We start from the raw sequence: 20950 nt of genomic DNA on the forward strand, positions 1-20950 counted from the left end.
AGGGGGCAAACGTGACTGACGCGGCGCACCAACTCCACCCAGTCACTGGGCTCTACGAGAAGCTCATCACCAGCCGGCTGGAAGCGCGCATCAAGGAGCTGGGAGCCGAGGGTTGGGGAGCCATCGACGAGGTCGTGGGCAAGGAATCCGCCCCGCATGTCCTGTCCCGCCACATCGCGGTCACTGTCGAACGCGTCCTCAAGGGGCTCTCGCCCGCCGAACAGGTCCTCGCCGCAAACCTGATCCTGGAGTCGCTCGGGACTGTCGATGGCGCCAAGCAGTGGGTTGACCTCGTGGTCGACGGCCCGCGTCAGCTGCTGGCACTCACGGAGGAGGAGGCCCCGGGCGTCTACGCAGTACGCCCCGCCACCCCGCTCTCCGAGACGGCTCTGATTACCAACTCCCCCGAGGACCCCAGTCTGGGCTTCGAGCTTCGAGCCGAGCTCGCGACGGCCGATCGGGTTGACCTGCTGTGCGCCTTCGTGAAGTGGCACGGCCTGCGCGTGCTGGAGCAGTCCCTCAAGGCGGCGCACGCTCGCGGAGTCCCCATCCGCGTCATCACCACGACCTACATAGGTGCCACAGAGCGCCGGGCCCTGGACCGACTCGTCCGGGACTTCAATGCCGAGGTGAAGGTCAACTACGAGCTTCGGTCCACTCGCCTCCACGCCAAGGCATGGCTCTTCCGCCGGGCGACGGGTTATGACACGGCCTACGTGGGTAGCTCCAACCTCTCGAAGGCCGCGCTTCTCGACGGCCTTGAGTGGAACGTCCGTCTGTCCTCGGTCGCCACTCCTGCCGTACTGAAGAAGTTCGAAGCCACCTTCGACTCGTACTGGAGCGAGCCCGCCTTTGAGTCGTACGACCCGGATCGCGATGGCCAGCGGCTTGACGAAGCCCTGGCCACAGCCGGAGGCACCAGCAGCCAGGGCACTCGTAAGATCAGCCTGTCCGGGCTTGAAGTCCGGCCATACCCGCACCAGCGCGACATGCTGGAACGGCTGGAGGTCGAGCGTGATGTCCACGACCGCCACCGGAACCTTCTTGTGGCGGCCACGGGCACTGGCAAGACCGTCATGGCGGCCCTGGACTACAAGCATCTCCGCAGGAAGCTCGGCCGCGACCTGAAGCTGCTCTTCGTCGCGCATCGCAAGGAAATCCTGGAGCAGTCGCTCCGTACGTACCAGGACGTCCTGGTCGACCCGAACTTCGGGGAACTGCTCGTCGGCGGCGAGATCCCGGAGAATTGGACCCACGTCTTCGCGAGCGTTCAGTCACTCAACGCCCGCTCCTTGGAGCGCTTTGCCACCGACCACTTCGACATTGTCGTGATCGATGAGTTCCACCACGGCGTGTCCCCGACCTACCGGAAGATCGTCGACCAATTCGCGCCGGAAGAACTCCTCGGACTGACCGCCACGCCTGAGCGCATGGACGGTCGCAACATCCAGGACGAGTTCTTCGACGGCCGCATCGCCGCTGAGCTGCGACTCTGGGAAGCTCTCGAAAACGACCTTCTGAGCCCCTTCCACTACTTCGGCGTCACCGACAACACCGACATGAGTGCCATCACCTGGAAGCGCGGCGCCTACGACATCGGGGCTCTGGACAACCTGTTCACCGGCAACGATGCTCGCGCCCGCCTCGTCGTCCAGGCCGTCAACAGCAAGGTCTCCGACCCCGGACGTATGCGTGCCCTGGGGTTTTGTGTCTCAGTTGCTCACGCGCACTTCATGGCTGATTTCTTCCGCAGAGCCGGCCTCAACGCGAAGGCCCTGTCGGGCGACACCCCGCGCGAGGAGCGCAAGGCCGCCCTCGACGAGCTCAAGAACGGCACGCTTCAGATCCTGTTCTCCGTTGACCTCTTCAACGAAGGACTCGACATCCCCGACGTGGATACGTTGCTCCTCCTCCGGCCGACCTCCAGCGCCACGGTCTTTCTGCAGCAGCTGGGCCGAGGTCTGCGCCGCAGCGAGGGCAAGGCTGTGCTCACCGTCCTGGACTTCATCGGCCAGCACCGCAAGGAGTTTCGCTTCGAGGAGCAGTTCCGCGCTCTGACGAACCTCACCCGCAATCGGCTGCTGGCCAACATCGAGCACGACTTCCCTCAGCTGCCTTCCGGCTGCCAGATCATTCTTGAGCCCAAGGCCAAGCAGCTCATCATCGACAACGTCCGCAGTCAGCTCAGCGTCAATGTCACCCAACTCGCCCGTGAGGTCAGCGCCTACGCCGAGCCCGCCCTCGCCGACTACCTCCGAGAGAGCGGACGCGAGCTCAAGGAGATCTATCGCGGCAACGGCAACTCCTGGACTGGCCTCCTCCGCCGGACCAACCTGCTCGCCGACCCCGCCCCAGCCGGAGAGACCGAGCTGCTCAAGCGAGCCTCCGCACTCCTCCACGTCGATGACCCGGCACGCGTGACCGCGTACCGCCGCCTCCTCACCGACGACGCCCCCAGCTACGACGACCTGGACGAGCAGGGTCAGGCCTACGCCCGCATGCTCTTCTTCTCCCTATGGCCGCTCGGCAACGGCTTCTCGACCTACCAGCAGGGCTTGGACGCACTCCGCGCTCAGTCCGCCTTCCGCAGCGAGCTCGACCAGGTGCTCTCGTACGGCCTGGAGCACGCCGAGCACATCCCCATCCCCCTACTGGGCGCCCTCCACAAGCTGCCCCTCACCGTCCACGCTTCCTACAGCCGCGAGGAGATCCTGCCTGCGCTCGGGCAGTCCGCCGTCGGCGGCTTTCTGCCCGGACACTTCCGCGAGGGCGTGAGGTGGTGCGAGAGCATCCAGACCGACGCACTGCTCATCACCCTCGAAAAAGACGAGAAGGACTTCTCCCCTCAGACCCGCTACAAGGACTACGCCATGAGCGAGTCCCTCTTCCACTGGGAGTCCCAGAACCAGACGTCCAGTACCTCTCCGACTGGTATCCGCTACCAGAAGCACCGCGAGATGGGCACGCACATCCTCTTGTTCGTCCGCCGCTACAAGAAGACCGACATCGGCGGCCCCCAGCCCTGGATGCTCCTCGGCCCTGCCGACTACGTCGAGCACCAGGGCAGCAACCCGATGGGGATCGTCTGGAAGCTCCAGCACGAACTCCCGGCGGACGTGTGGACGTACTCAGCTATCGCGGCGGGGTGAGGATCCGCAGGCTTCCTTGAGCAACTCAGCCTCGAAGTGCATCTGAGCTCGGTCGAGGATGTCGTCCGGGTCGCAGCCTCGGTCCGAGAGCCAGTAGAGGAGATCGGTGATCATTTCGGCGGCGGTCTCCGCTACCGCCGGAGTGCTGCGGAGAGGGCGGGACTCGCTACTGCGCCACTGCAAGGCGTAGAGCTCGATCATCGTCATTCCGCGCTCCACCCTCTGGTGACCGGCGGGCGGTCTCGCCCCCGTCCTCGGGTTCGAGAACTCACAGCACACGGCCTTGCCCGCGACCGTGGAGAGGGCGAACCAGCTGTCGGAAACGGCAGCTACGAGGGCGAGCCCCCGGCCGGATTCCTCGCAGGGTGACGCCTGGCGGCATCGGGGGAGAACGGAGCTCGTGTCGTGCATCTCGATGCGGAGGCGGTCGGCGGCATCCTCCATCACCAGGGTCGCGGCGGACCCTTCACCAACGTGTCTGATCACGTTGGCCGCAAGCTCGGAGACGGCGAGTTGGGCGTCGTCGGTGATGCCTGAGACGTCCCATGCCGCGAGCTGACGGTCCACGGCACGGCGGAGGCCTGCGAGGGCCTGCGGCTCGGCCTCAAATGGCAGGACGCACTGTCGGCGGGGTTCGTTGGCTCGGTAAAAGGGCACGACTACCAGCCCCCTTCGAGGTCACTTGGCGTAAGCACTCTTTAGCGCTCTGCAAGCGAGTATGGCATGAGACGTTCCACCGTGTAACTTCTCACAAGATTCTCGAGGGTGAATCTGGTGGTGTATCAACTGAGCATGGACATAGCCTTATTGCCGCTGGCCAAGCGAGGGGCCGGCGCGAACGGGAGGTAGCTGTCATGACAGCGAGAGCCACTACTCGCCGCCGCCAGCTCGGTGCCACCATGCGCAAGCTGCGTTCACGCCAGGGCATGACCCTGGAAGAGGCCGGGCGTCTGGTCGGGGTATCCAAAGCGACGGTGAGCCGGTACGAGACGACCGAGGGACCGGTCAAGTGGCCCATCGTGGATGCGCTCTGCCGCGAGTACGGAGCCAGCGATGTGGAGCGCGAGGCCGTCGTGAACATGGCCAAGGACGCGAAGCAGCAGGGCTGGTGGAACTCTTTTGCCGACTCGATCCCCGAGAGCATGAACCTCCTGCTCACGCTGGAGGACGAGGCAACGCGCGAGGACCACTTCGCCTGCCTGTACGTCCCTGGCCTGCTGCAGACCCGTAGGTACAACGAGGCTGTCCAGCACGCTTCCGAAATGCGTCTGCCGCCGAGTGAGGTCGATCGGCTGGTGGACATCCGCATGAAGCGGCAGGAGATTCTCAGCCGTCCCACCCCTCCCCACCTTTGGGCAGTGCTGGATGAATCGGTCGTCCGACGCGTCGTTGGCGACCGGGACGTCATGCGGGAACAGCTGACGCACCTGCTGGCCGCCAACGAAGCGCCGAACATCACCCTCCAGGTGCTGCCTTTCTCCAAAGGTGCGCACTCCGCGGCCATGGGCAGCTTCGTGATTCTCGGAGGCAGCGAACCGTCCTTGGATGTTGTGTACGTCGACATCCACGTCGGGTCGCTCTTCATGGAAAAGGAGGAGGAGTTGGCGCGATACCGGTTGGCCTTCGACTACCTGCGAGCGCAAGCCTTGGACATGGCTGCCTCCTCGGCCCTGATCGAACGAGTCAGTGAGGAGCTGTGATGCGCGAGTCGATTCCACACGTGTCGCAAGGGATGTGGTTCAAGTCCTCCTACAGCGGGGCGAATACGAGCGAGTGCGTGGAGACAGCGATTCTCGCGGACGCCGTGGCGGTGCGCGACTCTAAGCGTCCTGAGGGCCCAGCGCTGGCGTTCTCGCAGGCTTCCTGGGCGCTGTTCATCGCTTCGGTGGGAGAGAAGAAGCTCGCGTAGATCTTGTTGCGAAGCTGGGGCTTGAACGTTCCTGCAACACCCCTGCGGGCGACTTTTTGTCACCGCCGGGCAACATCACGTATCGACTGATCAGCGAGCGCCGTTTCCGGGGCATCTGGAGTCCCGAGCGTCGGAGCGTGTGTCATGAGTCGAGTCGTTCAGTCCAGCCGTCGTCTGTTCCTCGCGGCTTCTACGGCGGCAGCCACGCTGTTGGCGGCGGCATCGCCCGCGTCCGCCAGTGCTGTCGGGTACGGCAAGGTGGGCAGCTTTTGCTACTCCGTGAAGGGCGTGAACGTGTGCGCACCTGGGGCGACGATCGGTCACTTCATTCAGGGGCAAGGCCGGACAATCACCCGGCAGGAGGCTTCGGTGCAGGACGTGTTCGGTGGTGACACCGGGGGCGGGAAGTGGTGCAACTGGAGGATCGACTGGCGGTATGCCGACGCGGAGGGGCGGACGTACCTCAGGAGCAAGGGGGTGATGCATTACAGCTGCACCTTCGTCACGTCGGTGGGCCGTGTCGACTCGTCGAGGCGGACGTTGAAGCACTACGGAAAGGCTTGCGCGGAATTCTTCGCCGGTGGGGAGAAGCGCGGGTCGCAGTGCCACAACATCATCAAGTAGCGAGGCGGAAGCACCATGCCCGAGAGGTCGTCGAACCTGCAGACGAGTCGCGTTCTGCGGTGGTTGTTCATGGCGGGGATCAGCTACATGTTTTCCACGCTTGCCGTGCTGGGTGGCCTTGCTCTGCTGCCGAAGGAAAAGCAGCTTTCACTGTCCGAGGCTTTTGTTGGATGGCTGGTCATGGGGCTGGCTGTCTTCCTGTTCGCGGCGATGGCTACGCGGCTACGCAGGCGCAATCGGTCCTGACGCCGCGTCCGCCCGCATCCAGGCGCGCGTGCCGAAGGATGCGCAGGAGCGGCTGGCGATGGCGGCGGCGTGGGTCAGGGCGGCGGGGAAGGTGTGGGCGTCCAGGGATCCGGCTTGGGCGAGGTGGTAGGTGAGGGCGCCGTGGAGGATGTCGCCGGCGGCGAGGGTGTCGGCGACGGGGAGGGCGGGGACGTCGATGGTGCCGCCGCAGTGGGGGCCGGACCAGAGGATCGGCGCGCTGCCACGGCTGATGGCGGCCCAGGGGACGGCGTGGTCGTGGAGGTAGGTGAGGGTGTCGCCGGGGAGAGCCGTGCCGGGGGGATGGAAGTCGGCGGAGCAGAGGGCGATGTCGATGGAGGGGAGGAGGGCCTCGGTGCCGGGTTTCCAGCTGCCGGCGTCGAGGAGGGTGGGGCGGGCGAGGCGGCGGGCGGTGTCGGCGGCGGGGAGGGCGAGGTCCGGGTGGTGGCCGTCGAGTTCCAGGTAGTCGGCGGCGGCTACGAGGGCTGCCAGGTCGTCGGGGGGCGTGAGGTGGTGGTGGGCGGCGTTGGTGGAGGCGACGGCGCGTTCGCCGGTGGCGGCGGTGATGTGGATGGTGGAGACGGTGGGTGGGTTGGCGTCCGTGGGGGTCTGGTCCAGGACGGTTACGCCCAGGGCGGCGAGGTCGGCGGTGATGCCTGCGGCGAGGGGGTGGGTGCCGATGGCGGTGAGGAGGGTGGCGTGGCCGCCGAGGTGGCTGAAGGTGGCGGCGGCGTTGGTGGCGGGGCCGCCGGCGGCGACGGTTTGGGCGAGGGCGGTGAGCTTTTCGTTGGGGGCGGGGACGTGGTCGACGAGGTGGATGACATCGAGGGTGCAGAGGCCGACGAAGAGGGCGTTGGGCATGGGGCGGGACCTCTTCCGGTTGGCCGTGTCGGCTTGATGGTGGCGGGCGTTGAGCACTGTAGGGCGGCCGGCTCGTAATTCGTGGCAGCGGCCGCGTTTCCGAGCGAGTGAGGCAGGGCGCCACGATGCTGCGATGGTTGTTGATGGCCGGGGCGAGCTTTTCGGTCGCGGTGCTGGCTGTGCTGGGCGGGCTCGCGGTGCTGCGCAATCAGACGCAGGTGTCAGTGCCGGGTGCCATCGTGGGGTGGGTGGTGCTGGGGCTGGCCGGTTTTCTGCTGGCCGGGATGGTCAGGCGGGTCCGGGGGCGCGGGCGGCGGTCGTGAGTTGCGGGTGCCGGGGTCCGGCGTTCCCATGGTGGTGACGAAGGGAGCGGGCTCATGGCGGACAGCGAGCCGACGGCGACCGAGGTGGATGCGCGGTACAGCGACGAGGGGGCGTCCGCGAAGGGGTGGGCCGAGGCACGGGAACGGCTGGCCGGGGCGGAGTTGTACTGGCTGTCGACGGTGCGGGCGGAGGGGCGGCCGCACGTCACGCCGCTGGTCGCGGTGTGGTCGGATGGGGCGCTGTACTTCGTAACGGGGCGCGGGGAGCAGAAGGCCAGGAATTTGGTGGGGAACCCGGAGTGCGCGGTGACGACGGGGTGCAACGCGCTGGGGGAAGGGCTGGACCTGGTGGTGGAGGGCACGGCCCGCAGGGTGGAGGACGAGGCGCGGCTGCGGGCGATCGCGGAGGCGTACGTGGCCAAGTACGGGCCCGAGTGGCGGTTCGAGGTGCGGGACGGCGCGTTCTACGGGGAGGCCGGGCATGGCGGCGAGGACTGGGTGTACGAGGTCGCGCCCGTGACGGCGTACGGCTTCGGCAAGGGGGCCGGGGAGTTCAGCCATACGCGGTGGCGGTTCGCGTAGTGGGCCTGGCCCGGGGTCGGCGGACGGAGTCCGGCGCAGCGACTCGAAGCCCGAGAAGGCCCCCTGGGGCCGAGCGGCGCGAGAGACGCGTCAGGGAAAGGGCCAGCCATACGCGGTGGCGGTTCGCGTAGTGGGCCTGGCCCGGGGTCGGCGGACGGAGTCCGGCGCAGCGACTCGAAGCCCGAGAAGGCCCCCCCCGGGGCCGAGCGGCGCGAGAGACGCGTCAAGGAAAGGGACGGCCGAGGGGGCTTGGGGAGGCGCACAGGGGAGGCGCGTTTACGGGCGGCCTACGCGTGTTGGGGGAGGATTTTTCCTGGGAGTGGCTTCGCGGTGCGCGGTCGGGCCATTACGCTGAGTGCCCACGATGGTGGTGCGCGGAGAAAGCAGGGACGACGGGGACGTGCGGGGACGGTACGAGACGGTGAGCGGAGGAACCGCATGGGGAACGCACGACCGGGTGAGGCGGGGCCGGGGCCAGGACCGGGGCGGCCGGTGGACGGGAAGGGCACCGGGGTGGAGGAGCTGCTGGCGCGGGCGCAGAACGCGTTCGAGGTCGGCGAGGAGTTGCTGGAGCGGCTGACGTCCGCGCTGATGGTGCACACCGAGCTCGCGTCCTTTCGGCAGCGCAAGGGCCCACCCCGCAAGCTGAGCCGCCGCACCCTGCGCCACAACTACCTGCTGGCCGACGGCGGCAACCTCACGCTCTGGGAGATCGAGCACAACACCGGCCCGGGTGGCGACCCGCGGTACGAGGTGTACGCGGACCCGGAGTCGCTGGCGGCGGCGCAGTATCTGGTCGACGCACGCTTCGGGGAGCCGAGCCCGGAGGAGCTTGAGGCGGAGGCGGTGGACTGGCTGGCGCGGCTGCCGGAGCTGGCCGCACTGGAGTTGCCGCAGAGCCCGAGGCAGTTCACCGAGGACCGTTCCGCCGAGCACGCGTGGCGGGTGCTGCGGCGCGCGGAGAACGAGGACGCACCCGGCGAGCAGATGCGGCGGCGGCTGCTGTCGGCGATCGGCCACGACATCACGTACGTCACCGGGCGCCATCTGCGCGCCGGCGGACGGGTGGTGGGCTGGACGCTGTACGAGCACGCCTTCCTGCTGGCGACCGGCGAGGAGGTCAGCCTCTGGGAGGTCGAGCACACGATGAACCCGGAGGGGCGACCGGTGTGCGAGGTGTACGACGCCGAGCGGGCGGCCTGCGATGCGGCCGATCTGCGGCTGGAGGCCTTGTAGGAGCACGGCCGTCCCGGTTTGCGGGCGTCGTCCGGCGCGCGCAGATTGGACATAGGCGGATTCGGCGGGTCTGGGAGGTTTGCCATGACCATTCTGCAAGAGATCGCGTTCCCGGGCGTGACGGCACTGCAGTACGAAGAGGCGAATCAGCGCGTGGGGATCGGCCCCGGGAACCCTCCGGCGGGACTGCTGGCGCACACGGCCGTCATCGACGAGCACGGGCTGCGGATCGTGAACGTGTGGGAGTCCGCCGAGGCCATGGAGGCCTTCGTCGAGGTCATCACGCCTGCCTCGGAGGAGGCGGGCTTCCCCAAGTCCGAGGGGCCGCCCACCGTCCCCGAGGCGTACAACTTCATCGCACCCAAGTAGGCCCAAGTAGGCCCAAGCAGGCCCAAGCAGGCCCAAGCAGGCCCAGATGGGCCCGCGCAGGCGGACGCAGGGCTCAAGTGGCCTAGACCGACAGGCCCTTCGAGCGCAGCCACGGCATCGGGTCGATCGGGCTGCCGCCGCCGGGGCGGACCTCGAGGTGGAGGTGGGGGCCGGTGGTGTTGCCGGTGGCGCCGACGCGGCCGATGGTGTCGCCGGTGGAGACCTTGCCGGAGGTGACGATCATCGAGGAGAGGTGGCAGAACCACAGCTCGGTGCCGTCGGGGAGGGTCAGGATGATGCGGTAGCCGTACGAGCCGGCCCAGCCGGCGGAGGTGACGGTGCCGCCGTGGATGGCCTTGACCGGGGTGCCGGTGGGGGCGGCGAAGTCCTGGCCGGTGTGGGTGGTTGACCAGAGGGAGCTGGTCTCGCCGAAGCCCGCGGTGAGGGTGTAGGAGGCCACCGGCTTGACGTAGCTCTTGGCGAGTTCGGCCAGACGCTTTGCCTCGGCGGCCTTCTTGGCCGCGGCGGCGGCCGTCTTCTTGGCGGCGGCTTCCGCGCGCACCTTCTCCGCCGCGGCGGCCTTGGCGTCCTTCGCGGCAGCCACGCCGTCGGCGGCGGCCTTCTGCTGGGTGGCCTGGTCGAGGATGCGGGTGCGCAGTGCCTCGCCGGCGTTGATGTCCAGGTTCTGGGCGGGGTCGGCGGACTTGGTGTCGTTGCCGCCCAGGAGCGTCCCGATACCGGGCATGTCGGACACCTCGGGCAGGTGCGGAAGCGATACGGGGAGGGGGTTGTGCCCCTCCGCCGTGGCGACGCCGCTGACACCGAGTACGGCGACCGCCGCGACACCGAAGACGGCCGAACCTCGGCCGAAGGTGCGCTGCTTGGCGACGCGGTGACGACCCCGTACGGGGGCCGTGTTCTCGCGGGTGGGGTTCCAGGTGTCGCCGTCGATGCCGGTCTCGTCGAACTCCGGGTGCGGCTCCGGCGCGAACTCGGGCTCGAACTCCGCCGTAGGCGCGGCGGCGGTGTCCGTCAGACCGGCGGCCGCGGCGGCTTCACGCAGCTCTGCCCAGCCTGCCGCCATGTTCCATTCGGCGGTGTCCCAGCCGTCGACGGCGTTCTTGGTGGGTGCGGTCTGTTCTGTCGCCGGGGGCGTCCAGCCGGCCGCTACGTTCCACTCGCCGGTGTCCCAGTCGGTGTACTCGTACCCGTCGTGCTGATGCTGATGGGAATCCGGTATGAGGGCAGGCTTGTTCGACGCCACGCGGGCGCACTCCTTTCCTTCCTTCTCGTCTACCGGGTTAGCTGACGGGTTCGGAGCAGGAAGGTCTCCTACGGTTCTGCCGGAGCAGACCCGATTCACCCCAGGGTGGTGGTTCCCCGGTTCCCGCGGACGGGATTCGACAAGCGCACGGCGCCGCCAGTTCGGCGGAGGGACGACCGCGCTGCGTTATCGAACGTTAATAGAGGTGCAGGGGAATTCCAAGCCACTCTGGGCAGTTCACAGCAGGAATCTATGCGGATGGAATACCCAGAAGCGGGCAAAGTGGCGTGACTCCTGTGACCGCCGGGAGATGTGAGTGTGCGTCAGTTGTTATTCGGACGGCACTCGTCCGGTCACCCGGAGTGAGCGGGGGTGCCCGGCGCCGCTCGACGCGCGGTTGTCGTGCGCCTGCCCCGGCGCCTCCGGGCCGTTCCGCGCGGCCGGGTACGTTGCCCGGATGGCGGTGAACACGGATGAGCGGGTGGCGGACCGGTACCGGGCCTTCTCGCGGCAACAGGCGCGCGGCAAGTCCCCTCTGTACGAGGAGCTGACGGCACGGATCGCGGAGGACGAGGAACTGGTCGCCCTCATCTCCGGACTCCCGGCGGGCAACAAGCAGCAGCCCAACCTGCTGCTCGCCGCCGTGCGGTACCTGGGCGGGCCGTACAAGGAGTGGGCGGCGTTCCGGTCCTGGGTGGCCGCGGAATGGGACTCCGTACGGGAGGTGATCCTGGTCCGCTTCACCCAGACGAACGAGGCGGCCCGCTGCGCGACGCTGCTGCCGGTGCTGGCCGGGCTGCCGCAGCCGCTGGCCCTGCTGGAGGTGGGGGCGTCGGCGGGGCTGTGCCTGTACCCGGACCGGTACCGCTACGCGTACGACGGCGGCCCGGAGTTCGGGGCGGACGGGTCACCGGCGGTGTTCCGGTGCCGGACGGGCGGGGGCGTGCCGGTGCCGGGGGCGGTGCCTGAGGTCGTATGGCGGGGCGGGATCGATCTGAATCCGCTGGATGTGGGCGACCCGGGGGATGTGCGGTGGCTGGAGTCACTGATCTGGCCGGGGCAGGAGCACCGGGTACGGCAGCTGCGGGCGGCGATCGAGGCGGTGCGGGGTGCGCCGGGGGCGCACATCGTGCAGGGGGATCTGGTGGACCGGGTGGCGGAGGTCGCGGCGCGGGCGGCGGCCGAGGCGCCGGACGCGACGCTGGTGGTGTTCCACACGGCGGTGCTGACGTATCTGCCGCTGGCGCGCCGGCGGCGGTTCGCGGAGCTCGTACGGGCCCTGCCCGGGCACTGGGTGTCCAACGAGCACCACAGCGTCCTGCCCTGGCTGGGCGGGCCCCGGCCGGACGACGGGCATCGGCTGACGCTGGCGGTCGACGGGCGGCCGGTGGCGCTGACGGACGGGCACGGGCAGAGCGTGGAGTGGCTGGAGTGATGCGGGGGGCGGCGGCCCGGCAGCCCGGCAGCGGGCTCAGCGGAGGCCCCGGGGGCGGGCTCGGCGGCGGGCTCGGCGGCGGCCCCGCGGCGGGCTCGGCGGCGACCGGGCAGCGGGCTCAGCGGCGGGCCCGGCGGCAGCCCCGCTGCGGGCCCGGCGGCAGCCCGGCGGCAGGCTCAGGGGATTCGGCGCCGGGTGAGCGCCAGTACCGCCATGTCGTCGACCCTCATGCCGCCCGTGTGGTGTTCGATGTCCGCGATCAGCGCGTCGAGCAGGGCGTCCGGGCCGGGGAAGACACGGCCGGTGAGGGCGGCCTCCGGGTCGTAGAACTGGCCGCGGGCGTCCCGGGCCTCGGTCACACCGTCGGTGAAGACGAGCAGTGTGCTGCCGGGCGGGAAGTCGGCGAGGTCGACGACGTCGGGCCAGCGGCCCAGCGCGGACATGCCCAGCGGCATGGCGGGGTTACCCGGCTCCAGGGGCTTGACGGCGCCGTCCGGGTGGACGACCAGCGGGGGCGGGTGGCCGCGGTTGATCAGGCGCAGGCGGTCGTCGCCGGGGCGGAGCTCGGCGAGCAGGGCGGTGGTGAAGCCCTCGGTCTGGTCGAGGGTGTCCCAGCGGAGCTCGCCCTCGCGTTCCAGCGCGCGCTCGAGGCGGTCCGAGACTCCGTCGAGCGTCGGCTCCTGCTCGGCCGCCTCACGGAAGGCGCCGATGATGACGGCGACGGCCTGCACGGCCCCCATGCCCTTGCCGCGTACGTCGCCGACGATGAGGCGTACGCCGTGCGGGGTGTCCTGGACGGCGTAGAGGTCGCCGCCGATCTGCGCGTCCGACTCGGCGGCGACGTAACGCACCGCGACGGTCAGGCCGGGGAGGCGGGAGGGCGGCGGCGGGAGCACGGCGGCCTGGGCGGCGGCGGCGATGTCGCGGGCGGATTTCAGGCGGCGGTCGTTCTGGCCCATGACGCGGTTGACGCCGAGTGCGAGGACGGCGATGGCCGCGACGGTCGCCAGCGCGGTCAGCCGCTCCGGGTCGCCGAGGTGGTGGTGGTACGCGGCCAGGCCCACGTCCGCCCCGACCGCCGCGAGGCCCGTGGCCGCGGTCCCGCGCCACGACAGCAGCGGGGCGGCGACCATCGGGGCCACCGCCAGGATCGGCGACCCGGTGAGGTCGAGTGGGGTGGCCAGTTCGAAGACCACGCCGGCCAGGATGAGGAGGGCGGGGAGCCGGCGGGCGAGCGCTGTCCGGCGGTGCTTTCTTCGGTTCCCCACGTGACTCAGGTTGGGGGTGGGAGGTGGCCGCGTCGAGCGGATGCGGGCCGTCCGGGGGACCGGGGCTCCCCGGGGGCGGAAAGTAATGCCCACTGGTGCCCGGCCCGGGGCTGAGTCATGATGCCGGAATAGCCCGAAGGGCCCCGAAGGAGGCTGCGATGAAGCTCGGTAAAGCGCTCGCGACCGGTTTCGCGGAGGATGTGGAGGTCACGGCCGAGGACACGGCCGGGGTTCCCGATACGTACGAAGTGCCACAGGAAACGACGGCCGAGGCGGCCGAGCCCCGGCAGGTGGTCGAAGTCCCGGCGCGGTGAGGTGCCGCTCGTGAGGTTGTTCCGCGAGCGGTTGCCGCAGGAGCGGCCGGCGGTGCCGCCGACCGGTTACAAGGTCGCGTTCCCCATGCTGTCCGGGGACGGGACGCGTACCGGGTTCCGTGGCGTCTCGCTCGGCGGCCGGATCGTGTACGGCGCCCTGGACGACGCCCGGTGCGGCTACGGGCGTCGTCACGGCAGTCCGGCGCGGGGATGCGACTGCGGGTTCTACTGCCTGCACTCGGCGTCCGAGGCGCAGGAGCTGACCTGCGCCACGGATTGCCGTGACGCGGTGATCCTGCAGGTCAGCATCCTGGGCGCGTACACCCGGTACGAGCGCGGGATCCGCTACGCACGGCAGCGCGTACGCAACGTACGCGTCGGCCCGTGCCGGTGCGGCCACCCGGCACAGGCCTTCGTCCGGACCGACACCGGCCTGCCGGGGTGGCGGTCCCTGCGGGCGACGTGTGCCGCCTGCGCCGCCGGCCTGAGGCTGCTGCCGCTGACGGAGTTCGCGCGGCTGGCCGGCGACTGGGTGAACGTGACGACGGACGCACCGGTCAGACCCGCCGGGCGCCGGGACGAGGTACTTCCGCAGCTTGCCGCGGAAGCGGCACTGCTTCAGGCCCGGCTCGACCAGTTCCAGGAGCGGCTGGCGGAGCTGAACTGGCCGACGGCTCCCGAGGGCGGCGAGTAGCTCCTCGATAGCCCTCCTCAAGCGCCGGACGGGCTGGATTTCGGGGTGGGTCTGACAGGGCCAGGTATGGCGCGCCACGCGCCGCGGCTTCCGCGAATACTGGACGCATGGACCACAACGCCGAGCTCAGGGAGTTTCTGCGGACCCGCCGCGCGCGGCTGAGCCCGCAGGACGCCGGTGTGCCGGTGAGCGGGACGGCGCGGAGGGTGCCGGGGCTGCGGCGGGAGGAGCTCGCGCGGCTGGCCGGCGTCAGTACGGACTACTACACGCGGCTCGAGCAGGGCCGGGACCTCAATGTGTCGGAGACCGTGCTGGACGCGGTGGCGCGGGCCCTGCGGCTGGACGAGTCGGAGCGTACGTACATGTTCGAGCTGGCCCGGCACCGGCCGCGGCACACCCGGCACCGGGCGGGCCGCGTACAGCGGGTGAGGCCCGAGGTACGGCGCGTGCTGGAGGCCCTGGACGGCCGGTCGCCGGCCTTCGTGATCGGCCGGCACGGCGACATCCTGGCCTCCAACCGGCTGGCCCGTGCGCTGATCACCGACTTCGAGGCGCTTCCGCACCACGAGCGGAACATGATCCGCTTCATGTTCCTCGACGAGGCGGCCCGTGAGCTGTACCGGGAGTGGGAGCAGTACGCGGCGGACATGGTCGCCAGCCTGCGTTTCGAGGCGGCCCGCAACCCCGACGACCGGCGGCTCAGCGAGCTGGTCGGTGAACTCACCATCAAAAGTCCCGAGTTCCGCACGTGGTGGGACGACCACGCCGTGCGGGAGAAGACCAAGGGCGTCAAGCTCTACCACCACCCGGTGGTCGGCGACATGACGCTGTCCTACGAGAACGTCAGCTTCCCCGGCGATGCCGGCCAGTCGATGTGCATTTACACCGTCGAGCCCGGTTCGCCTTCCGAGGCCGCACTCCAACTGCTGGCCAACTGGACCACCACGAACGCCGACAAGCCCCGGCCCGACGGCCGGAGGCCGACGCAGCGACCCGAAGCAAGCGAAACGCCCGCGAGGGACGCCGGATAGAAGGCACCGCCGTGGAGCCCGGCTCACCTACCGAGGCAGCACTGCAGCTGCCGCCAACTGGACGACGACGATTGGAATTTCCCCACATGAGCGTGACCACCGTTAACGCCTACGCCGCGCCCGCTCCCAAGGCCCCGCTGGAGCGGACGACGATCCCGCGCCGGCAGGTGCGGGAGCACGATGTGCTGATCGAGATCGCGTACGCGGGTATCTGCCACTCCGACATCCATCAGGCCCGCGAGGAGTGGGGTGAGGCTTCCTTTCCCATGGTGCCGGGGCATGAGATCGCGGGTGTCGTGACCGAGGTCGGCCCGGGGGTGACGAAGTACGCGGTCGGCGACCGGGTCGGGATCGGGTGCTTCGTCGATTCCTGCCGGGAGTGCGAGAACTGTCTGCGGGGCGAGGAGCAGTACTGCCTGCGCGGCCAGGTGCCGACGTACAACGGCGACGGCTTTGACGGCGAGAAGATGTACGGCGGCTACAGCAGCCACATCGTCGCCGACGAGAACTACGTCTGCCGCATCCCGGACGGCCTGAGCCTGGATGTCGCGGCGCCGCTGCTCTGCGCGGGCATCACGCTGTACTCGCCGCTCGCGCACTGGAACGCCGGTCCCGGCAAGAAGGTCGCGATCGTCGGCGTAGGCGGCCTCGGGCACATGGGCGTCAAGATCGCCCACGCCATGGGTGCCGAGGTCACCGCGCTGAGCCAGTCGCAGCGCAAGAAGGACGACGCTCTGCGGCTCGGCGCCGACCACTACTACGCGACGGGCGACCCGGAGACGTTCAGCAAGCTCGCGGGGTCGTTCGACCTGATCGTCAGCACCGTCTCGGCCAACTACGACCTGGGCGCATACCTCTCCTTGCTGAAGGTGGACGGGACGATGGTGACGGTCGGCGCGCCCGACACGCCGAACTCTCTGCACCTGTTCTCGCTGATCGGCGGCCGCAAGACGCTCGCCGGCTCCATGATCGGCGGCATTCGGGAGACCCAGGAGATGCTGGACTTCTGCGCGGAGCACGGCCTCGGGGCGGAGATCGAGCTCATCACGCCGGAGCAGATCAACGAGGCGTACGACCGGGTCGTCGCCAGCGATGTCCGCTACCGCTTCGTGATCGACGTCGCGTCGCTGCGCTGACGACGAGGTAAAAGCGCGCTGGGCGGGCCCGATTCGCTTCGGGCCCGCCCGGCGTCTGTCCGGCTGCTACTTGCCGCACTCCTTGACGTCGATCCGTACGACCTGCGGGTCGTGGTCGCTCGCCTGGTCGGCGAACTCGGCGTTGATGTGCACGACGTCGTAGTCGTAGTGGGTGACGGACGGGCTGGTCAGGATGTGGTCCAGGGTCTGTGAGTTGCCCTGGTAGTCGTAGCTGTAGCGCTGGTTGGCCGGGAGGGTGGAGATGAGGTCCGTCAGGACGGCACCGTTGTCGGTGAGGGTCTTGACGGCGGGCGAGAACTCGTAGTCGTTGAGGTCGCCGAGGGCCACGATGCGGGCCTTGGGGTCGGCGGCGAGGATCTCGTCGACGAAGGCGTTCTCCTCGGTGGCCTGCTTGATGCGCTGGGCTTCGGAGGAGCGGGTCGGCTCCTGGTAGCGGCTGTCGAGGGGCTGGTCGCCGCCCTTGGAGTTGAAGTGGTTGGCGATGACGAAGACCGTGTCGCCGTGGAACTTGAACTCACCGACGAGCGGCTTGCGGCTGCTGTCCCAGGCGTCGCTGGTCGGGTCGATCCGGCCGGGCGAGACCGAGAGCTGGGCGCCGTGCTTGGTCTTGACGACGGTCGTCGCGGTGGTCGCGTCGCCGCCGGGGCGGTCGGTGAAGCTGACCCGGTCCTCGTTGAAGAGGAAGACCTGGCGGATGTTGCCGCCGGGCTCGCCGCCGTCGGTGTCGTTCTGCGGGGTGACGTAGCGCCAGGAGTACTGCGGGCCGCCGGCCGCCACGATGGCGTCGGTGAACTTCTTCAGCGTCGCCTCGGAGGTGACGGTGCCGTCGTCGGTCGCGCCGTTGTCGTCCTGGATCTCCTCCAGGCTGACGATGTCGGGCGAGTTGAGGTTGACGGCGACGCCCTCGGCGAGGCGGGCGAACTTCGCGTCGCTGTCGGACGGGTCCAGGTTCTCCACGTTGTACGTGGCGATGGCCAGTTCCTTGTTGTGCTGCTTGCGGGTGACCTCCTGCTTCAGGCCGTTGTCGACGAGGGTGCCGAGGGAGGTGGCCTGGAGGTTGTAGCCGCCGTACGCGTCGTAGTCGAGGGTGCCGGTGGTGGTGCCGGACAGCTCGTCGCCGACGTTGGCAGCCGGGACGGCGGCGTTGGTGGTGTCGAGCGACATCACCTTGATGCGGCCGGTGTTGGGCTGGTCGTACGAGGAGTAGACGGTGCCGCCGCGGCCGGAGGGGTTCTCGTTCGGCTTGGAGGTGACCCACACCTCGCCGTAGGCCGTGGTCGCGCCGACGACGCGGGCGTCCGAGACCTGGACGCGCTCGCCTTCGTGGGCCTCGTAGAAGTCCAGGGCGTGCGTGGACGGGTCGAGGGTCAGCGACTCGATGCTGCCACCGCCGGCGGTGGGGGTGTACGCGTCGGGGACGGTCGAGGCGTCCAGGACGACGGCGGCGGGGAGGGCGTTGCCGGTGGAGAGGGTGGTGGAGGTCGGGCCGGAGAGCTCGGTGACCGACTGGGAGGAGGAGCTGGGGTAGTACTCCGAGACCTTGCCGCTGACCAGGACCGAGTCGCCGACCGCGACGGTGGGCGCGGTGGAGCCGGTGTAGACGAAGACGCCCTCGCTGGTGGCGGGGTTGGCGTCCGGGGTCGGATCCTGGATCCAGTAACCCTTCGACCCGGAGGTCCGTACGCCGGTGACGATGCCGGGGACGCCGGTCACGCTCTGGCCCTTGAGCGGCGAGATGCGCGTGCTGCCCTGAATGTCGTGGATCCGGAAGGCGCCGGGCTCGGTCGGGCCGGTGCTGCCGCCGCCGTCGCCGGCGCCCGCCGTCTCGCCGGCGCTGTTGGTCGCCGTCGGCGAAGCGGCGGTGAAGTCCGCCGCGTTGTCGTCGGTGTCGGCGAGCGAGGCCGCGCGGGCCACGGCGGTGGTGTTGCTCGCGGCCGGCGCGGCGGTGCCCTCGCGGACCACGGCGGTGCCGTAGCCCAGCAGGTCGACCACATTGCCGTCGGCGCCACAGTCCGCGGCCGTCTTGCAGGTCAGCGCGGTCGTGCTCTTGACCAGTGCGACGGTGCCGCTGGCGGCCGCCATCGCGATGCTGCCGGTCGCGTCGGCGGTCGGCAGGGCCGTGGTGCCGCCGCTGCCCGCCGCCTCGGAGACCAGGTAGCGGCCGCCGGGCGCGAGCGAGCCGGTCAGGGGCGTCACCTGCCACAGCGAGCTCGCGCTCGCGGCGGCCGGGAGGTACTGGATGCTGTAACCGTCCAGGGCGTACGCGCTCGTTGAGCGGTTCGCCAGCTCTACGAAGTCCTTCGTCAGCGTCGCGCCGGAGTTCCCGCCACCGCCGTACGCCACCGCGATCACGGCGGTGGCCGAGGGCGCGGCGAAAGCGGCGGGCAGTGGTGTGAGCACGAGGGAACCGGCGATACCAGTCGATATGAGTGCGATGCGTCTGAGGTACGGCACGAGTGTTGACTCTCCGATCAACGTGCGGCGGACGGGCGGCACATGAGGCACGGCACGCCGAATTCACGGGGTGCGATCGGCTGAGGTTACGCGCGTAGAAATGGGCACGACAAGAGTCCGACGGTTAAATCTGAGGGTCTTTTGGGGGGAAAGGGGTTGCCCCCACTCCGCCCGGCGGGACGGCGGGGTGGGGGCGGGCGCGTCAGCCCAGCTTCGCCCAGGTGGCGCTGGTGGCGATCGCCTTGAGCTCGGCGACCGACAGCACGGGCGTCTTCCGGCTCGTCGCCTGGTGGTAACCGGCCGCGTTCAGCTCGGACACCGCGACCCGGAGCCCGTTGGGGCGGACCGTGTCGACGGTCCAGAGCACCGCGCCCGCCACGCCCTTGTCGGCCGGCTGCTTGCGGACCACGACCTTGGTGCCGTCCGGCAGAACGGTCGCACCGGCGAAGATCGCGTCCGTGTAACCCTCCGTGCCCCAGTGGTCGTAGTTGATCTCGACCAGGCTCTTGCCGTGGCCGTCGTCGACCGTCAGATGCGGGAAGGTCTCGGTCGCGGGCGGGAGTTGGGTGCTGAGTCCGGAGGGCAGGAGGCCGGTGACGACGTTCAGGATCTGCTTGGTGGTGGCGGTCGGCGTGGTCAGAACCGGTGTGGGCGTGGGGATCGAGTCGAAGACCGGGGTCCAGTCGTCGGCGCCTGCGATGGCCCGCAGTTGCGCGGGCGTGAGGGGCGGGTTGGTGCGGGTGACGGCGGCGTCCTTCTCGGCGGGGGCGTTCCATTCCGAGACGTCGATCCGGCGGCCGTCGGAGGTGGTGAGGACGGCGTTCCAGAGCTTGGTGTCCACCCGGCGGTCGGGGTACTCATAGCCCTGGGACAGGTAGAACTCGCCGCCGCCGTCGAGTCGGGTCACCTTGCACGTGCTGCCCTTGGCCGCGTAGGCAGTGCCAGGGCAGCTCAGCGGGTCGTTGGAGACCCGGGACAGCAACACTGAGATGGCCGACGCGCCGTGGCCGTCGTCGTACACGAGGGAGGCGGAGTCGGCGCCTCCGCTCTCCTGCGAGAACTTCCCCTTGGGCAGTAGCCCCTTGAGCAGCGCGATCGTGTCGTCGCCGGTTGCCTGGTCGCTCGCGATGGACGTCGGGACGGCCGCCGACGGTCGGGCCGAGGCGTCCCGTGGCAGCAGCCCGGTGAGGGCGAAGCCGCCCGCGCCGACGAGGGCGAGCCCGGCGGCTCCGGCGACGATCGCCGTCGTACGGCGCCGGCGCAGGACCCGGCCACGGGCGGCGCCGGCCGTCGCGAGGGCCTGGGTGTCGGTGCTGAAGGTGTCGGCGGTACGGCGCAGGGCGGCGCCGAGGTCGTCGCCGAGCTGGTCGGCGGGATCGTCGTCGAAGGGCATCGTGAGCCACCGTTCCATCGTCAGGGGATGAGTTCCGCGAGGCTGCCGCCGAGCAGCTCCCGCAGCTTGGCGAGAGCCCGCACGCTGCGACTGCGTACCGCGCTGCTGCTGGCGCGCATCGCCTCGGCGGTCTCCTCGATGCTGCGGTCCTCCCAGTAGCGCAGCACCAGCACCGCCCGGTCCTTGGCGGGCAGGCGGCCGAGCGCGTCGATGAGGGTGAGGCGCAGCGTCGCGTCGCCCTCGGCGCCCAGGGTGCCCGGGCTGTCGGGGAGTTCGCCGGTGGGCTGTTCGCCGCTGCTGCGGCGGCGCTGGTGGGTGAGGAAGGTGCGTACGAGCACGGTCTGGGCGTAGCCGGCCGGGTTGTCGATGGTGGAGACCCGCCGCCAGGCCAGGTACATCCGGCCGAGGGTCTCCTGGACGAGGTCCTCGGCGAAGTGGGTGTCCCCGCTGGTGAGCAGGCACGCGGAGCGGAAGAGATGACCCGCACGGTTGGCCGCGAAGTCAAGGAATCCGTCCGGGTCCGCGTGTGTCATGTCTCCCCCATCGCCGCCGACACTTCATTGACGCGGCGGGGCGGGGAAAATGTTGCACACCCGATCGGCGGAGTTCTGCGTGCCCGGCAT

The 20950-nt window shown here is 69.7% G+C and carries 21 protein-coding genes and 1 riboswitch; of the genes, 14 read left to right on the top strand and 7 right to left on the bottom strand.

The annotated features are described in order from the left end of the window. Positions 1–11: 11 nt before the first annotated feature. Entirely contained in the window at positions 12–3149 is a 3138-nt protein-coding gene (locus tag ACFXJ5_RS04300) for a DUF3427 domain-containing protein (RefSeq protein ID WP_384626641.1), read from the top strand. Here ACFXJ5_RS04300 and ACFXJ5_RS04305 read toward each other — a convergent pair. Then, positions 3129–3806 carry an ATP-binding protein gene (locus ACFXJ5_RS04305; RefSeq protein WP_384626643.1) on the bottom strand — a complete coding sequence of 226 codons (678 nt, stop codon included), beginning with the start codon at positions 3804–3806 and terminating at the stop codon, positions 3129–3131. The two genes, ACFXJ5_RS04300 and ACFXJ5_RS04305, sit on opposite strands and share 21 nt — an antisense overlap. A 197-nt stretch (positions 3807–4003) precedes the next feature. On the opposite strand from ACFXJ5_RS04305, the gene ACFXJ5_RS04310 reads away from it, so the two are divergent. The 4 genes from ACFXJ5_RS04310 to ACFXJ5_RS04325 all read left to right on the top strand — a co-directional run bounded on the left by ACFXJ5_RS04310 (position 4004) and on the right by ACFXJ5_RS04325 (position 5928). After that, a complete protein-coding gene (locus ACFXJ5_RS04310; protein WP_384626646.1) occupies positions 4004–4849 on the top strand; it encodes a helix-turn-helix domain-containing protein in 846 nt (281 codons plus the stop codon). Next, the gene (locus ACFXJ5_RS04315) at positions 4849–5058 is read left to right on the top strand and encodes a DUF397 domain-containing protein (protein ID WP_384626649.1); all 210 of its coding nucleotides are present in this window, start codon (positions 4849–4851) and stop codon (positions 5056–5058) included. Before ACFXJ5_RS04310 ends, ACFXJ5_RS04315 begins: the two co-directional genes overlap by 1 nt. Positions 5059–5202: 144 nt before the next feature. Then, the gene (locus ACFXJ5_RS04320; RefSeq protein ID WP_384626651.1) at positions 5203–5682 is read left to right on the top strand and encodes a hypothetical protein; all 480 of its coding nucleotides are present in this window, start codon (positions 5203–5205) and stop codon (positions 5680–5682) included. A gap of 69 nt (positions 5683–5751) precedes the next feature. Further along, positions 5752–5928: a hypothetical protein gene (locus ACFXJ5_RS04325; RefSeq protein ID WP_384626654.1), complete on the top strand. Its 177-nt coding sequence runs from the start codon at positions 5752–5754 to the stop codon at positions 5926–5928. Here ACFXJ5_RS04325 and ACFXJ5_RS04330 read toward each other — a convergent pair. Beyond that, positions 5905–6807 carry a PfkB family carbohydrate kinase gene (locus tag ACFXJ5_RS04330; RefSeq protein ID WP_384626657.1) on the bottom strand — a complete coding sequence of 301 codons (903 nt, stop codon included), beginning with the start codon at positions 6805–6807 and terminating at the stop codon, positions 5905–5907. The genes ACFXJ5_RS04325 and ACFXJ5_RS04330 overlap by 24 nt on opposite strands. 125 nt (positions 6808–6932) lie before the next feature. On the opposite strand from ACFXJ5_RS04330, the gene ACFXJ5_RS04335 reads away from it, so the two are divergent. The 4 genes from ACFXJ5_RS04335 to ACFXJ5_RS04350 all read left to right on the top strand — a co-directional run bounded on the left by ACFXJ5_RS04335 (position 6933) and on the right by ACFXJ5_RS04350 (position 9317). Next, positions 6933–7130 carry a hypothetical protein gene (locus tag ACFXJ5_RS04335; protein WP_384626660.1) on the top strand — a complete coding sequence of 66 codons (198 nt, stop codon included), beginning with the start codon at positions 6933–6935 and terminating at the stop codon, positions 7128–7130. A gap of 54 nt (positions 7131–7184) precedes the next feature. Next, entirely contained in the window at positions 7185–7712 is a 528-nt protein-coding gene (locus ACFXJ5_RS04340) for a pyridoxamine 5'-phosphate oxidase family protein (RefSeq protein ID WP_384626662.1), read from the top strand. Positions 7713–8150: 438 nt separating this feature from the next. After that, positions 8151–8948 carry a DUF6227 family protein gene (locus ACFXJ5_RS04345; RefSeq protein ID WP_384626665.1) on the top strand — a complete coding sequence of 266 codons (798 nt, stop codon included), beginning with the start codon at positions 8151–8153 and terminating at the stop codon, positions 8946–8948. A gap of 84 nt (positions 8949–9032) precedes the next feature. After that, on the top strand, positions 9033–9317 hold the full coding sequence (locus tag ACFXJ5_RS04350; protein WP_384626668.1) for a hypothetical protein: 285 nt from the start codon (positions 9033–9035) through the stop codon (positions 9315–9317). Positions 9318–9399: 82 nt separating this feature from the next. On the opposite strand, the gene ACFXJ5_RS04355 is transcribed toward ACFXJ5_RS04350, so the two are convergent. Further along, complete coding sequence (locus ACFXJ5_RS04355) at positions 9400–10581, bottom strand: M23 family metallopeptidase (protein WP_384626671.1); 1182 nt, start codon at positions 10579–10581, stop codon at positions 9400–9402. Positions 10582–10592: 11 nt separating this feature from the next. Next, positions 10593–10733, bottom strand: a riboswitch (cyclic di-AMP (ydaO/yuaA leader). A 305-nt stretch (positions 10734–11038) separates the two neighbouring features. Between ACFXJ5_RS04355 and ACFXJ5_RS04360 the strand changes: the two genes are divergently transcribed. Further along, positions 11039–12016, top strand: a complete 978-nt coding sequence (locus ACFXJ5_RS04360; RefSeq protein ID WP_384626674.1) for a DUF2332 domain-containing protein — start codon at positions 11039–11041, stop codon at positions 12014–12016. A gap of 176 nt (positions 12017–12192) precedes the next feature. Here ACFXJ5_RS04360 and ACFXJ5_RS04365 read toward each other — a convergent pair whose 3' ends face one another. Next, on the bottom strand, positions 12193–13284 hold the full coding sequence (locus tag ACFXJ5_RS04365; protein WP_384626677.1) for a PP2C family protein-serine/threonine phosphatase: 1092 nt from the start codon (positions 13282–13284) through the stop codon (positions 12193–12195). Positions 13285–13442: 158 nt separating this feature from the next. On the opposite strand from ACFXJ5_RS04365, the gene ACFXJ5_RS04370 reads away from it, so the two are divergent. From ACFXJ5_RS04370 to ACFXJ5_RS04385, 4 genes are all read left to right on the top strand, one after another. Further along, entirely contained in the window at positions 13443–13598 is a 156-nt protein-coding gene (locus ACFXJ5_RS04370; protein WP_384626680.1) for a hypothetical protein, read from the top strand. 10 nt (positions 13599–13608) lie between these two features. Continuing rightward, positions 13609–14292, top strand: coding sequence for a hypothetical protein (locus ACFXJ5_RS04375; RefSeq protein ID WP_384626682.1), 684 nt, complete (start codon positions 13609–13611; stop codon positions 14290–14292). A gap of 107 nt (positions 14293–14399) precedes the next feature. After that, positions 14400–15323, top strand: a complete 924-nt coding sequence (locus ACFXJ5_RS04380) for a helix-turn-helix transcriptional regulator (protein ID WP_384626685.1) — start codon at positions 14400–14402, stop codon at positions 15321–15323. Between the two features lie 92 nt (positions 15324–15415). Next, positions 15416–16459, top strand: a complete 1044-nt coding sequence (locus ACFXJ5_RS04385) for an NAD(P)-dependent alcohol dehydrogenase (RefSeq protein ID WP_384628306.1) — start codon at positions 15416–15418, stop codon at positions 16457–16459. Between the two features lie 66 nt (positions 16460–16525). Here the strand turns inward: ACFXJ5_RS04385 and ACFXJ5_RS04390 are convergent, their stop codons facing one another. The 3 genes from ACFXJ5_RS04390 to ACFXJ5_RS04400 form a co-directional block, all read right to left on the bottom strand. Further along, on the bottom strand, positions 16526–18880 hold the full coding sequence (locus tag ACFXJ5_RS04390) for an endonuclease/exonuclease/phosphatase family protein (protein ID WP_384626687.1): 2355 nt from the start codon (positions 18878–18880) through the stop codon (positions 16526–16528). Positions 18881–19136: 256 nt separating this feature from the next. Then, the gene (locus ACFXJ5_RS04395; RefSeq protein ID WP_384626690.1) at positions 19137–20345 is read right to left on the bottom strand and encodes a hypothetical protein; all 1209 of its coding nucleotides are present in this window, start codon (positions 20343–20345) and stop codon (positions 19137–19139) included. Positions 20346–20347: 2 nt separating this feature from the next. Further along, entirely contained in the window at positions 20348–20860 is a 513-nt protein-coding gene (locus ACFXJ5_RS04400; RefSeq protein WP_384626693.1) for a SigE family RNA polymerase sigma factor, read from the bottom strand. Positions 20861–20950 lie beyond the last annotated feature (90 nt).

The sequence above is a fragment of the Streptomyces sp. NPDC059373 genome, from assembly GCF_042751495.1.
GTDB lineage: Bacteria > Actinomycetota > Actinomycetes > Streptomycetales > Streptomycetaceae > Actinacidiphila.

What these genes read in the sequence shown, in the direction of transcription:
- ACFXJ5_RS04335 (WP_384626660.1), top strand. Translation starts at nt 6,933, where the DNA reads ATGCTGCGATGGTTGTTGATGGCCGGGGCGAGCTTTTCGGTCGCGGTG.
- ACFXJ5_RS04400 (WP_384626693.1), bottom strand. Translation starts at nt 20,860, where the DNA reads ATGACACACGCGGACCCGGACGGATTCCTTGACTTCGCGGCCAACCGT.
- ACFXJ5_RS04320 (WP_384626651.1), top strand. Translation starts at nt 5,203, where the DNA reads ATGAGTCGAGTCGTTCAGTCCAGCCGTCGTCTGTTCCTCGCGGCTTCT.
- ACFXJ5_RS04370 (WP_384626680.1), top strand. Translation starts at nt 13,443, where the DNA reads ATGAAGCTCGGTAAAGCGCTCGCGACCGGTTTCGCGGAGGATGTGGAG.
- ACFXJ5_RS04315 (WP_384626649.1), top strand. Translation starts at nt 4,849, where the DNA reads ATGCGCGAGTCGATTCCACACGTGTCGCAAGGGATGTGGTTCAAGTCC.
- ACFXJ5_RS04325 (WP_384626654.1), top strand. Translation starts at nt 5,752, where the DNA reads ATGGCGGGGATCAGCTACATGTTTTCCACGCTTGCCGTGCTGGGTGGC.
- ACFXJ5_RS04310 (WP_384626646.1), top strand. Translation starts at nt 4,004, where the DNA reads ATGACAGCGAGAGCCACTACTCGCCGCCGCCAGCTCGGTGCCACCATG.
- ACFXJ5_RS04380 (WP_384626685.1), top strand. Translation starts at nt 14,400, where the DNA reads ATGGACCACAACGCCGAGCTCAGGGAGTTTCTGCGGACCCGCCGCGCG.
- ACFXJ5_RS04350 (WP_384626668.1), top strand. Translation starts at nt 9,033, where the DNA reads ATGACCATTCTGCAAGAGATCGCGTTCCCGGGCGTGACGGCACTGCAG.
- ACFXJ5_RS04330 (WP_384626657.1), bottom strand. Translation starts at nt 6,807, where the DNA reads ATGCCCAACGCCCTCTTCGTCGGCCTCTGCACCCTCGATGTCATCCAC.
- ACFXJ5_RS04395 (WP_384626690.1), bottom strand. Translation starts at nt 20,345, where the DNA reads ATGGAACGGTGGCTCACGATGCCCTTCGACGACGATCCCGCCGACCAG.
- ACFXJ5_RS04345 (WP_384626665.1), top strand. Translation starts at nt 8,151, where the DNA reads ATGGGGAACGCACGACCGGGTGAGGCGGGGCCGGGGCCAGGACCGGGG.
- ACFXJ5_RS04340 (WP_384626662.1), top strand. Translation starts at nt 7,185, where the DNA reads ATGGCGGACAGCGAGCCGACGGCGACCGAGGTGGATGCGCGGTACAGC.
- ACFXJ5_RS04360 (WP_384626674.1), top strand. Translation starts at nt 11,039, where the DNA reads ATGGCGGTGAACACGGATGAGCGGGTGGCGGACCGGTACCGGGCCTTC.